General features: G+C 57.9%; 11 protein-coding genes and 1 pseudogene. 3 read left to right on the forward strand and 9 right to left on the reverse strand.

Translation table 11 applies throughout. The features are described 5' to 3' along the window. Nucleotides 1–721: pseudogene (locus FJV47_RS00200) on the forward strand (HNH endonuclease); the annotation flags it as partial. Between the two features lie 79 nt (nt 722–800). Here the strand turns inward: FJV47_RS00200 and glpK are convergent. Genes glpK through FJV47_RS00215 form a run of 3 tightly spaced genes read right to left on the reverse strand, consistent with a single transcriptional unit; the run spans nt 801 to nt 4,806 of the window. After that, the gene (gene glpK / locus FJV47_RS00205; protein ID WP_159609134.1) at nt 801–2,321 is read right to left on the reverse strand and encodes a glycerol kinase GlpK; all 1,521 of its coding nucleotides are present in this window, start codon (nt 2,319–2,321) and stop codon (nt 801–803) included. Nucleotides 2,322–2,338: 17 nt separating this feature from the next. Beyond that, a complete protein-coding gene (locus tag FJV47_RS00210; protein ID WP_159609135.1) occupies nt 2,339–3,067 on the reverse strand; it encodes an MIP/aquaporin family protein in 729 nt (242 codons plus the stop codon). Between the two features lie 59 nt (nt 3,068–3,126). Continuing rightward, nucleotides 3,127–4,806: a glycerol-3-phosphate dehydrogenase/oxidase gene (locus FJV47_RS00215; protein WP_159609136.1), complete on the reverse strand. Its 1,680-nt coding sequence runs from the start codon at nt 4,804–4,806 to the stop codon at nt 3,127–3,129. A gap of 145 nt (nt 4,807–4,951) precedes the next feature. Here FJV47_RS00215 and FJV47_RS00220 point away from each other — a divergent pair, with 145 nt between their 5' ends. Further along, nucleotides 4,952–5,920 carry a sugar-binding transcriptional regulator gene (locus tag FJV47_RS00220; protein WP_370514854.1) on the forward strand — a complete coding sequence of 323 codons (969 nt, stop codon included), beginning with the start codon at nt 4,952–4,954 and terminating at the stop codon, nt 5,918–5,920. 10 nt (nt 5,921–5,930) lie between these two features. Further along, on the forward strand, nt 5,931–6,830 hold the full coding sequence (locus FJV47_RS00225; protein ID WP_159609138.1) for an alpha/beta fold hydrolase: 900 nt from the start codon (nt 5,931–5,933) through the stop codon (nt 6,828–6,830). On the opposite strand, the gene FJV47_RS00230 is transcribed toward FJV47_RS00225, so the two are convergent. From FJV47_RS00230 to mihF, 6 genes are all read right to left on the reverse strand, one after another. Further along, complete coding sequence (locus FJV47_RS00230; RefSeq protein ID WP_159609139.1) at nt 6,827–8,788, reverse strand: primosomal protein PriA; 1,962 nt, start codon at nt 8,786–8,788, stop codon at nt 6,827–6,829. The genes FJV47_RS00225 and FJV47_RS00230 overlap by 4 nt on opposite strands. Before the next feature lie 10 nt (nt 8,789–8,798). Further along, nucleotides 8,799–10,004 (reverse strand): methionine adenosyltransferase, encoded by a 1,206-nt coding sequence (gene metK, locus FJV47_RS00235; protein ID WP_159609140.1) that lies wholly within the window; start codon nt 10,002–10,004, stop codon nt 8,799–8,801. Nucleotides 10,005–10,083: 79 nt separating this feature from the next. Next, complete coding sequence (gene coaBC / locus FJV47_RS00240; RefSeq protein ID WP_159609141.1) at nt 10,084–11,307, reverse strand: bifunctional phosphopantothenoylcysteine decarboxylase/phosphopantothenate--cysteine ligase CoaBC; 1,224 nt, start codon at nt 11,305–11,307, stop codon at nt 10,084–10,086. Between the two features lie 84 nt (nt 11,308–11,391). Beyond that, a complete protein-coding gene (rpoZ, locus tag FJV47_RS00245; protein WP_159609142.1) occupies nt 11,392–11,652 on the reverse strand; it encodes a DNA-directed RNA polymerase subunit omega in 261 nt (86 codons plus the stop codon). An 11-nt stretch (nt 11,653–11,663) separates the two neighbouring features. Continuing rightward, complete coding sequence (gmk, locus tag FJV47_RS00250) at nt 11,664–12,227, reverse strand: guanylate kinase (protein ID WP_159609143.1); 564 nt, start codon at nt 12,225–12,227, stop codon at nt 11,664–11,666. A gap of 3 nt (nt 12,228–12,230) precedes the next feature. Then, a complete protein-coding gene (gene mihF / locus FJV47_RS00255) occupies nt 12,231–12,566 on the reverse strand; it encodes an integration host factor, actinobacterial type (RefSeq protein WP_159609144.1) in 336 nt (111 codons plus the stop codon). Nucleotides 12,567–12,605: the final 39 nt, after the last annotated feature.

The following is a 12,605-nucleotide window of genomic DNA, read 5'->3' on the forward strand; positions in this document are numbered from 1 at the left end:
TGCCGATGCCGATGCCGATGCCGATGCCGATGCCGATGCCGATGCCCCCGCACCTGAAACGCCGAGCGTCGCACCCGAAGAGCCCGATGCTGCTCTGCGCCGGCTCAACGCACTGATGGCCCTTGTTGCCGCTCCCTACGTTGGAGGTAAACGCAAGGTCGTTATCCCGAAGTTCATCGTCTACATGTGGCTTTCCGATCTCCAAAATTTGGCGGAAGTCAACGGAATGACCGCAAATGGCGTAAAAATCCCGCCGGGCGAACTTAGAGTGCTACTGGCCAAAGCAGACATCATTCCTTTGGTCCTTGGAGGCAATAGCCAACCACTGGATATGGGACGCAAGATGCGCTATCACAAAGGCCGCATTCGGGAAGCAATTTTGGCGCGCGATCGTGGCTGCATTGTGCCCGATTGCACGGTGCCTCCGGACCAAGTTGAAACCGACCACTACGACGTTCCTTGGTCCGAGGGTGGTGAAACGAGCGTCTGGTCCGGGGCAGGAATGTGCACCGGCGATCATCACAAGCGCCACGCTGGACAAATCAAGGTCGTCGACGTTGATGGGCTACCTCATGTGATTCTGCCTGAACATCTTGATCCCGAACAGAAACCACGTCGTAATACCTTCTGGGGCGCCCTGCAATCAGGCGATTCTCCCCCGCAACAAGAACCCGAACAAGATCCACCGCAAGTACAGAACCCTGAGCCCGACGAGTGCTGAGGTTAAACGACGACGCCCGAACCATCGATATGGTTCGGGCGTCGTCGCGCCTATGCGCTCAAGGATAAGCGCAGGCGATTTAGGCCTTGGTGTCCTCGTCGACCCAGTCGAAGGTGCGAGTCACAGCTTTTTTCCACAGTCGCAGATTGCGTTCGCGGGTTTCCTCATCCATCTGTGGTTCCCAGCGCTTGTCCTCGGACCAGTTCGCTTCAAGCTCACCTAGATCCTTCCAGAACCCAACGGCGAGCCCTGCAGCATAAGCAGCACCCAGCGCAGTGGTCTCGGTAACCTTTGGGCGTACCACCGGCACACCCAAAATGTCTGCCTGGAACTGCATCAACGCTTCGTTGGCAACCATGCCACCGTCGACCTTCAGTTCGGTCAACGGAACCTCAGCGTCGGCGTTTACCGCGTCGAGCACCTCGCGAGTCTGGAACGCGGTGGACTCTAATGCAGCACGAGCAATGTGGTTCCTGTTCGCAAAACGAGTCAGACCCACAATGGCACCACGAGCATCTGAGCGCCAATACGGGGCGAACAGTCCGGAGAATGCTGGGACAACATAAACTCCGCCGTTGTTATCCACCTTGGCGGCGAGCTCTTCGATTTCCGGCGCCGAGGAGATCATGCCAATGTTGTCGCGCAGCCACTGCACCAGTGAGCCAGCCACAGCTATGGAGCCTTCTAGCGCGTATACCGGTGCTTCGTCACCGAGCTTGTAGGCCATCGTGGTGAGCAGACCATTGGTCGAATTTACGATCTCGGTACCGGTGTTGAAGATGAGGAAGCAACCAGTGCCATAAGTGTTCTTAGCGCTACCGGCGGTGAAAGCTGCCTGACCAAAAGTTGCCGCCTGCTGATCGCCCAAAATGCCAGCCACCGGCACCTCGCGCAGCAACTGCTTGGTGTGCACCTTGCCGTACACTTCAGAGGACGAACGGATCTCAGGCATCATGGACAGAGGAACGCCGAAGTCAGCGAGGATCTTTTCATCCCACGACAGCGTCTTGAGGTCCATGAACAAGGTTCGCGAAGCGTTGGTCACGTCGGTGACGTGGACACCGCCGTCGGTTCCGCCAGTCAAGTTCCATAGCACCCAGCTATCGGTGGTTCCAAAGAGTAGATCGCCGGCTTCTGCACGTTCACGCGCACCGTCAACGTTATCCAGAATCCACTTGATCTTGGTGCCTGCGAAGTAGGTTGCTAGCGGCAAACCAACGGTTTCTTTGTAACGGTCTACACCCTTGTCGGCAGCCAGTTCATCGACGATGTCTTGGGTGCGCGTATCCTGCCAAACAATCGCGTTGTAAACAGCTTCACCGGTGGTCTTGTCCCAGACCACGGTAGTTTCACGCTGGTTGGTAATGCCGACAACCTCGATGTCGTGGCGGGTTAGGTTGGCCTTGGACAGCGCCTGGCCAATCACTTCACGCACGTTGTTCCAGATTTCAGCGGGATCGTGCTCGACCCACCCGGCGGCCGGGAAGATCTGTTCGTGCTCGAGCTGTCCTACCGAGTGCACATCGCCTGCGTGGTTGAAGACGATGGCGCGGGAGCTAGTCGTGCCCTGGTCAATGGCGATCACAAATTTTTCACTCATGATTTACTGCTCTCTTTCTAGAAGACTAGGGCGGCCATTAGTCCGCCAAGGATACCGCCGACGGCCGGCCCTGCCAATGGAACCCACGCGTAGGCCCAATCTGAGGAGCCCTTGCCCTTAATAGGTAGAACCGCGTGAGCCAAACGTGGGCCGAGGTCGCGGAACGGGTTGATGGCGTAACCGGTGGCGCCGCCTAGGGACAGGCCGATAGCAACAACCAAGAGAGCTACGGCTAGTGGGCCAAGTTCGTTCGGGGTGTGACCCAAACCGGCGATCACCAAGACCAGCACGAAGGTACCGAAAATCTCGGTAACCAAGTTCCAACCATAGGAGCGAATAGCCGGTCCGGTTGCGAAGACGCCGAGCTGGGTGCCGGCGTTCTGCTTGTCATCAAGGTGCTTCTTGTAGGCCAGCCAAGTGCCAGTGGCACCAAGGAAGGCGCCGATGAATTGCGCCAAGAAGTACAGCAAAGTATTGCCCAAGGTGATGGCAACGCCAGGAGCGTATTCGGTGACGTCAGGATTGACCAACAGGCCTAGGGTCACCGCAGGGTTTAGGTGTGCACCTGAAATACCGGCGATCCAGACACCACTGTAGACGCCAAGTCCCCAGCCGAAGCTGATGGCAAGCCATCCGGCGCCGCTTCCCAGCGTGCCCTTCAGTGCGACGTTGGCGCAGACGCCAGTACCCATCAGCAATAGTACAAATGTGCCGAGTAACTCGGCGAAAAACACGTGAGTGGACATCGTTGACCTCTTAGTGATTTCGACTGCCGGCGGCTACTTACCGCCGGCCACGTGGCAGATTAGCTCAGGATGACTCCGTGGCTTTCTGCAAGAACCGAGAGCGAATGGTCGATTTCGGCTTGTAGTTGAGACTGATCCCAACTCATTGGGTCAGCAAGGCAGTTGGCTACCTCGATGACCAAATCTTTTGTCACCAAGCCACGGAAGGCAAGGTTGGTGCGGCGAATGAATACGTCAATGAGGCGGCCGACCTGCTCATTGTGAGCCATGTAGGCGATCTCCTGGCAGGACAGCTCGTCGGTATGCTCCAGCATCGTCTCGTTCTCACCGAGTTGTGCGAGCACGTAGTCGGCACGGGTGCCATAGCGCTCGAGCAAGACTCGCAGGCGGTCCCGGGATGCCTTCGACTCGCGAGCTGCATACCATGCGGCCAGTGCGCCGTCATTGGTCGGGAAGTTCTTGCCACCACCGATGGCCACACCGGCGGTCGACTTCACTTGGCGCTCACCCAAAAATTCTAGAGCCTTAGCACCCAAGTTCTCGCTCAGCGCGCGGAAGGTTGTCCACTTACCACCGATCAGCGAGAGCATCGTGGTCGAGTCAGTCAGGCGGGTTTCCTTCACCTGGTAGTCGCGGGAGACGAAGCCAGGAGCAGTGTCATCGTGGTTCGGCAGCGGACGAACGCCAGAGAACTTGTAGACAATCTGTTCCTCGGTGGCCTTGATGCCCGGGAAAACATGGTGGATCAAATCGAAGAAGTACGCAACTTCTTCATCGGTGCACACCGCTGGCTCGTTCATGTCGTGCTCAAGATCGGTGGTACCGACCAAAACGCGTCCGAGCATCGGGTAGATCAGCACAATGCGGCCATCTTCGTGTTCGAAGAAGATTTCGCGGCCTCCAGTGGCCTCAAGTAGTTCGGGATGATCCAGCACGATGTGCGATCCCTTGGTGCCACCGGTCCACTTGGTTTCGCGGCCCAGCTCCTTGTTGGTCAAATCCACCCAGGCACCGGTGGCGTTGATGATGACCTCTGCGTCGAAGTCGAATTCTGCGCCGGTGAGCACGTCGCGCAGCTTTGCGGTTCCGCTCTCAACACCGGTGAGCTCGATGTAGTTGCTGGCGCGCGCCTGGTCGTTAGCATCCAGACCTTCACGCAATACATCAAGGGTCAATCGTTCCGGGTTGTGCACCGAAGCGTCGAAGTAGGTGGCGGTGTATTTCACGTCATTGCGCAACTGCGGCAGATCCCTGCGGGCCGCTTTACCGGACTTAAAGGTGTGCCACGGAGTATTACGTCCGCCGATGCCAGCGAACACGTCGTACATGATCAGACCGGCCTTGATGAGCGCGGCACCGCGTTCGGTTGGCTTGCCCGACTTGTGGGTCAAGAAGCGCGTTGGTGCACTGAGGATGCCCGAGAAGGTGGAGAAAATCGGGATCGTGGTCTGCAGTGGCTTCACGTAATGCGGGGCGATTTCCAGCAGTGAGTTTCGCTCCTGCACTGATTCATGGACCAGACGGAATTCACCGTTTTCGAGGTAGCGGATGCCACCGTGAATCATGTGCGAGCTGGCCCCGGAGGCACCTTGGCTGTAGTCACCGCGTTCGATCAGTGCCACATCGATGCCCTGCATCGCGAGGTAGCGGAACGTCGCTACGCCGTTGATGCCACCGCCAACAACCAATACCCGCGCCTGCGGGCGTTCGCGCAGTTTGGATAGCTGTTCACGAATCACGTTTTTGTGCCCCTTAGTAACAATTGAATAAGTCTGAGGCTAGTCTTGTAACAGAACGGCCATTCGGTCAAACAAATTGCACAAACGTGCAGAAACGGTCAGATTGATGATGAAAACACCGTCGGGTGGAACCTATAAACGGGGCGTGCCTGGCACATCTGTGCACACCACTCCCAAGGCCAAGGACGCTCTGCGGGCAGCGCAGCTCTACTACTTGCAAGACATGAAGATGGAAGTGATCGCCAAAGAGCTGGGAACGTCCCGATCGACGGTTTCTCGATTGCTGACCCACGCCAAGCGAACGGGCATGGTTTCGATCAGCATCAGCCCCAGCGCCAACATGTCCGCATTACTGGGAAACCAGTTGCGTGAACACTACGGTGTGAACTTTTACGTGGTGCCCACCGACGGGTCAATGGACGACTCCGAACTGCTCTCGCGGGTCTCAGCCCACGCGGCTTACCTGCTGGCCGACATCATCTCCTCCTCGATGACCGTGGGAGTGGCATGGGGTGCGACCATGCAGGCGGTATCCACCGCGCTAGCCCCGCATCCAACGCACGATACGAAGATCGTCCAGCTCAACGGAGCAGCTAATCCGGTGACCAGTGGGGTGAGCTATGCCAGTGAAATCTTGACCCGCTTTGGTCAGGCCTTCACCGCGCGAACCGAACAGTTTCCGGTCCCAGCGTTTTTTGATCGAGCGGCAACTCGCGAGGCGATGTGGCAGGAAACCTCAATCAAGCGCGTGCTGAAGGTACAGCAAGAGATGAACGTGGCAGTGTTCTCACTGGGATCGGCCGGATCGGCCGTAATTTCTCAGGTGTATCGCGGCGGCTATCTGACTAAGGCCGAAACCCAAGAACTGCGCGATATGGGCGTTGTCGGGGACGTGGCGACAGTATTTTTCGACAAGGACGGCAACAGCTCCAATATCTCGCTTAATGCCCGATCCACCGGCCCCAATCTGGACGCGTTACGAAAAGTTCCAACACGGTTTTGCGTGGTTGCCGGGCGCGGCAAGCTTCAGGCGGTACTCGGTGCGCTCAAGGGCGGGCTAATTACCGACTTGGTGATCGATGAGGGCACCGCATTGGCTCTGTTGGACGGGTAGGATTTTAGCTATGCAGCAACGAGTTCAGGCAGTGTCCACGCACCAAATCAATGGATCGACGGTGCGTGTTTTCACCACCCTCGCGCACAAGCCGGCTCGCGGCGTCATCTTTGCGATTCACGGCTTCCGCGGTGATCACAACGGGCTTGATCGGATCATCGCGCACCTGCCGCAGTACACGGTGATCGTGCCGGATCTGCCCGGTTTTGGTGCGTCGAGTTCCATGCAGAACGTTGAACATGATGTTCATGGTTACGCGAAAACCCTAAACCAGCTCGCCACGCAGTTGCGGCTAGACTCCCGCGTGCATTTACTGGGCCACTCATTTGGTTCCATCGTGGCCGCCAAATTGGCTGGAGAACGCGAATTTGCGTCGCTAATTCTGCTCAACCCGATCTCTGAGCTGGCCCTCGACTCTTCCCAAGCGCTACTGGCAAAAATTACCAGTGGCTACTACGATCTCTGCGCCAAATTGCCCGCCGCGGTGGCCGAACCACTGTTGCGATCTCGGCTCTTCACCGACGCTATGAGTGTGGTGATGACCAAGAGCAAGGAGCCAAACATTCGAGCCTATGTTCGCGAGCAGCATCGGGCGTATTTTGGGGGCTTCCATTCACGAGCAACTCTGGCGCAGGCCTATCGCGCTTCAATCTCAAGCACGGTCGGGGACTACTCCCCCGCCGTTGGGGTCCAAACCTTGATGATCGGCGGCATGCAAGATGAACTGGGCAGCGTTGCTACCCAGGAAGCGCTGCGAGAAAGTTTCCCCGACGCACGGTTAAGCATGTTGGCGAACGTGGGGCACCTGATTCACTACGAGAAGGCAAGCGAAACTGCCGACGAAATCCAGGGGTTCCTCTGCTCTCAGGGCGCCGGAAGCGCACGCAGCGGTGGGCTTAAAGAAAGCTAGAGCACGTCGTAGGGGTCAACAGCGATATTCACGACCGGGTCCTTAGCCGCGGACATGCTCGAACGCAGATGCCGCAGTGCACTGGTGACTTCATGCCCATCGGCGTAGGAGAAGAAAAGAACGTAGCGATGGGTCAGTGGCGGTCCGTCAAATACGGTTGGTCCGTGGATTTGCACACGAGCGCGCGTGGCTTGGTCCAGGGCAGCGATAAAGCGCTGCGCACCGAGTCCGGAGACCACAGCGCTTCTGAGTGCAGGAGGCAACGCGACATCGTGACGTTCAGCCAGCTCGCGTTCGGCAAACCCTGCAGGGTCATAACGAACCAGCGATGCCCCAGCCGGTGACGGGTTGCCGGTAAGCACGACCACACCCTGGCTTCTAGCCAGCGAAGCCGCGGTGAACCAGCGCGAGAGAACTTCTTCAGCGTTGCGCAGGGAGTCATGGGCAAGCATCTTGTCAGCGTCGAGCAACAACACCGCTGCATATCCGGCTTCAACCAACGGTTCTACTCCCGGGGTAGAGACAACCAACGCCGGTTTGTCGGGAATTTTCTCGATGGGCTTAGCTCCGGTGGAGGAAATAACGCTGACCTTTGGAAAGGCCAGTCCTAGTTCTTCGGCCGTGCGCTCAGCGCCGACGCTGGCCGCCCGAATCCGTGGAGAGGAACAATTTTGGCATCGGTAGTCGTGAAATTGTTCTCCACACCAGCGGCAGGCTACGTGCGAATTTTTGCCGGCGATGTGTAGCGGACCCTGACAACGAGTGCAGCGCGCTAACGTTCGACAATCTTGACAAGCTACTGCCGGGACAAAACCAGTGCGTGCTACCTGCACCAATACCGGACCGGTTTCTAGTGCCTTACTGGCTTCTCGCCAGGCCAATGAAGGAATTCGTGCGCGAGCCAGAGTCGGATCACGTTCTAACTCGAAGTCATTAGTGGTAGCGACTACGCGCGCGGTGTGCGTGCGTAACAGATCGCGGGGTAGCTTCAGCTCAGTTGCCCAACCGGTCCCCACTAGGCGTTGGGCCTCAACCGACCGTGACGAGGAAGCGATGAGAAGCGAAATCCCTGCCTGGGTGCTGCGCAGTAGCGCAACTTCGCGACTGTGCTGATACGGGGCGCGCTGTTCGCGATGCGACTGGTCCGCGTCCTGCCAGACGATCATCAGCCCCAAGTCTGGTAGGTGGCACAGCGCCGCGGAGCGTGTACCGATGACGATCTGCACGTGTCCGGCGATGGCGCGCAGAAAATTGCGGTACCGCGGAGTCGGTCCATCGTCGGCCTGCAGTCGCGCATAGGAATCGACGCCATAGTACTGATCCAGGTAGGAGCTGAGGATTTTCAGATCTCGCGCATCGGGCACAATGATTAACACACGCTGCGACCGCTCGAGCACAGGTCGGGCGGCATCCATCAAAAATTCGGGCCAGAAGCCCTGCAGGTTCGGTATCCAGGTGGCCACCGCGCGTAGCACTTCCCCACTGGCCCAGGCGTCCAGGGCTTGTGCACCATTTTCGTAATGGTTCAGTTGGTTTGGCCCGGCAGGCAGACTCGGCGCGGTTGTGGTCAGTTCTTCTTTTTCGACCTTGGCGGCACGAGCAGGGATGGCCGAACGCACCACATCCCATAGTGTCCCGGCGTAGCGTGTGGCCACTTCACTGGCCGTGGCAAGAACTTCGGGAAAGAGCAGGACCTGTTCGCTGACGATTTTGCTCAGCGGGCGCAACTTCATGGTCGTGGCGTGGTCTTCGAGAATTTCTACGATGAACCCGGCGAGCTGCTGATGCCCAAAGGGCACCTTGACCCGAATCCCGGCTACCGCTTGTTCAGCCATGGAGGGTGGAACCTCGTAGTCAAAAAAGCGGTCCAAATGTGGAACCGAAGAATCAATCAGCACCCGAGCAACCCGCGCGCGGCGGGTCAGCTCGGGTGCTGAGATCAGTGCGTCTTGCTGCACGTGAATGGTCCTAGGCGTTGAACCAGTTGCGCAAAGCGTCGACGCGGTCCAGCTTCTCCCAGGTAAAGTCGTTGTCCTCGCGGCCAAAATGGCCGTGGGCGGCGGTCTTGCGGTAAATCGGGCGTTTAAGATCCAGGTCCTCGATGATGCCCAGCGGGCGCAGGTCAAAGACCTCGTTGATGGCCGTGGTGATCTTCGCCGGGTCAACGGTCTCGGTGCCGAAAGTTTCAACGTAGAGTCCGACCGGGCGGGCCACGCCAATAGCGTAGGCCACCTGGACCTCAGCACGACGTGCCAGACCAGCAGCCACAACATTCTTCGCGACCCAACGCATGGCGTAGGCGGCCGAACGATCCACCTTTGATGGGTCCTTGCCGGAGAAAGCGCCACCACCGTGGCGAGCGAAACCACCGTAGGTATCCACGATGATCTTGCGCCCGGTTAATCCAGCGTCGCCTACCGGGCCACCAATGATGAACGGACCCGAGGGGTTCAGGATGATTTTTGCGTTCGAAATATCCAGCCCGGAACGTTCCAGAATTGGGGTAACTACCTCTTCGTTCAGATCCGCCTTGAGGGTCTCCAGCTCATACTCGGAAGCATGCTGACTGGAAACCACCACGGTATCTACCGAAACTGGTTTCTCTCCGTCGTAGCCGATGGTGACCTGAGTCTTGCCGTCCGGCCGCAGCAGGGGCATGCGACCGTTCTTGCGCACCTGGGTCAGACGTTCGGAGAGGCGGTGAGCCAAGAAAATCGGGGTTGGCATCAGCGAGTCGGTCTCATCCGAGGCGTAGCCGAACATCAGGCCCTGATCCCCGGCACCCTGCAAATCGCGAGGATCCTTAGCGGTACCTTCACGCGATTCCAGCGAATTAAAAACACCGTCGTGGATCTCTTGGGACTGCTGGCCGATCGACACGGAAACACCGCAACGAGCGCCATCAAAGCCGTTGGCCGAGGAGTCGTAGCCGATGTCCAAAATGGTCTTGCGGACGATCTCGGGGATCTCCACGTAGCCGTTGGTGGTTACCTCGCCGGCCACGTGCACCAGGCCGGTGGTGGTGAGGGTCTCGACAGCGACCTTGGAGTCGGGGTCCTGGGCCAGCATGGCGTCGAGGATCGCGTCTGAGATCTGGTCGCAAATCTTGTCCGGGTGTCCCTCGGTCACGGATTCCGAGGTGAAAAGACGTAGTTCAGGGGTTGTTGAAGTCACGTTGTTACTCTATCTGGTCTGATGGACCGTTAAGCAGTTGTTGCGCCAATAGTGACCAAGCCGCGTATGGCTCAGCTCACTATTTTTGCGCAGCATGTCCTTTTGTTGCGTGCGAAATCTGTTCGATGACGACCCGCGCCACTTCCAATTTGCTTCCGGCGGCGCTGACCGCATCGGTGCCGTCGGCAAAGAGCACCTGAATGTTGTTGGTCTCTTGCCCGAAAGTCAGTGTGGCACCCACTTCGTTCACAACCAGCATCTCGCACCCTTTGCGTTCTAGCTTGGCGCGACCATAGCCCAGCACCGTACCCATCTCATCGCCGGTCTCCGCGGCAAATCCCACGATGAAGCCTGGCAAATTTTCGGTGGTTGACCGTGCTTGCACCAGTTCAGCCAAAATATCCGGGTTGCGAACTAATTCGATCACCGGTGCAGAAGTTTCGTCGCGCTTTTTGATCTTTGAGTTTTCGATCGTGGCCGGTCGGAAGTCCGCGACCGCCGCGTTCATGATCACCACGTTCTTGCCCGGTGCGTGGGTGAAGACAGCTTCGCGTAGATCAAGAGCGCTCGAGGCTTCAACGAGGCTCACCCCATGCGGTGCTGGCACCTCCAAGTGAGTCGCGATCAACGTGACCTCAGCGCCGGCGGCACGAGCGGCTTCCGCTAGGGCCACACCTTGGCGCCCCGAAGACCGGTTACCCAGGAACCTGACCGGATCCAGCGGCTCGCGGGTACCGCCTGCGGTGATCAGGACCTTTTGCCCGGCGAGAATCGGCTCGGAGAGCAGGTCTTGTACCGAAGCGAAGATCTCTTCTGGGTCCGGAAGGCGTCCGGGGCCCGAATCTTTTCCAGTCAGCCTCCCCGAAGCAGGTTCGATAATCCGCACTGACCTATCACGCAGAGTTTTGACGTTGGCAACGGTGGCCGGGTGCTGCCACATTTCGGTATGCATAGCCGGTGCCATCACGATAGGAGCGCGGGTAGCCAAGAGCGTGCCGGTGAGCAGATCGTCGGCCAAACCGCTGGCTGCTTTGGCCAAAAGGTCTGCGGTAGCTGGGACAACCATGACCAGATCGGCCATCTGCCCCAGACGTACATGGTTCACATTCTCGACCGCATCAAACACGCTGGAGGTCACCGGGTTACCCGAAAGCGCTTCCCACGTCGCATTTCCCACAAAGTTTTCGACGTTGCCAGTGGGGATCACATCAACGTGGTGGCCGGCTTCGCGCAATAAACGCAAGAGTAGGACCGACTTGTAGGCAGCGATTCCTGCCGAGACGCCTAAAACGATTCGCTTCACGAGGTGCTTCCTTGAAGTGTTGGTGCGGTGAAAAGGTGCTTAACCAAAAAGAAGGCGCCCTATGACAGGGCGCCAACTTTAAGATTAGTCCTCGACGACCTCTGCCGGAGTAACCTTCAACAAGGTTTCATCCAGTTCGCGCAGGGCGATGGTCAGCGGCTTCTCATTCAGCTTGGTATCGACCAGTGGGCCAACGTACTCGAACAGGCCTTCGTTCAGCTGTGCGTAGTATGCGTTGATCTGGCGGGCACGCTTGGCCGAGTTGAGCACAATGGCGTACTTCGAGTCGTTGGTCTCAAGCAACGAGTCGATCGATGGGTTAATGATTCCCTCTAGGTTGGACACAGGACTCCCTATTAGTCGTTCTTTAGCCCCATGAGGGCTACAAGCTCTTCGGCGGCACGTGCAACATCGTCGTTAACGATGGTCACGTCGAATTCAGATTCCGCCGCAAGTTCTAGTTTAGCGGTTTCTAGACGGCGGTGCTGTTCTTCGGGCGATTCAGTGCCACGTCCCACAAGGCGACGTACCAATTCATCCCACGATGGCGGTGCCAGGAACACAAACTTTGCTTCCGGCATCGACTCTTTGACCTGGCGGGCACCTTGCAGATCGATCTCGAGCAGGACCTTTTTACCGTCAGCCACTGCATCCTCAACCGTTGAACGGATGGTGCCGTAGCTATTCTGGCCATGGACTACAGCCCACTCCAGCATTTGGCCTTCTTCCACGAGCTCATGGAAACGTTCTGGGCCCACAAAAAAATAGTGGATCCCGTCTTGTTCCCCGGGTCGTGCATTGCGCGTCGTTGCGGACACGGAAAGCCAGACATCTGGGTAGTTATCACGGATGTAGGTGGAGACGGTGCCCTTACCTACGGCCGTGGGGCCGGCTAGAACAGTTACCGACGCAGCGGTCATTGACTACACTTTCGTTTTTGGCGGGGTTTGCTTGAAGTGCTCGGTGATTGCGGTGCGCTGCTTGCGACCCAGTCCGCGCAGTCGGCGGGATGGGGAAATGCCAAGGCGTTCCAGCAAATTTGCCGCGCGTACTTCGCCGACGCCCGGCACCGATTCGAGAAGGTCCATGACACGCATGCGTCCCACGGCTTCATCTTCGTATACCAAGTCTAGTACCTCGGTGATGGAAATTTTGCCGGCGCTGAACTCCGCCTTGATTTCAGCACGACGAGTGCGTGCGGCAAGGGCTTTGGCGCGGGCCCGGATACGATCTTCGTCAGAGAGTTCTCGCAGTACCATCGTTCAGCCATCCTTAATGTGTAGTTGACTAAGGCTATG

The organism is Glutamicibacter sp. JC586 (genome assembly GCF_009805585.1).
In the GTDB taxonomy this organism is placed as follows: domain Bacteria; phylum Actinomycetota; class Actinomycetes; order Actinomycetales; family Micrococcaceae; genus Glutamicibacter.

What these genes read in the sequence shown, in the direction of transcription:
- glpK (WP_159609134.1), bottom strand. Translation starts at nt 2,321, where the DNA reads ATGAGTGAAAAATTTGTGATCGCCATTGACCAGGGCACGACTAGCTCC.
- FJV47_RS00210 (WP_159609135.1), bottom strand. Translation starts at nt 3,067, where the DNA reads ATGTCCACTCACGTGTTTTTCGCCGAGTTACTCGGCACATTTGTACTA.
- FJV47_RS00225 (WP_159609138.1), top strand. Translation starts at nt 5,931, where the DNA reads ATGCAGCAACGAGTTCAGGCAGTGTCCACGCACCAAATCAATGGATCG.
- gmk (WP_159609143.1), bottom strand. Translation starts at nt 12,227, where the DNA reads ATGACCGCTGCGTCGGTAACTGTTCTAGCCGGCCCCACGGCCGTAGGT.
- mihF (WP_159609144.1), bottom strand. Translation starts at nt 12,566, where the DNA reads ATGGTACTGCGAGAACTCTCTGACGAAGATCGTATCCGGGCCCGCGCC.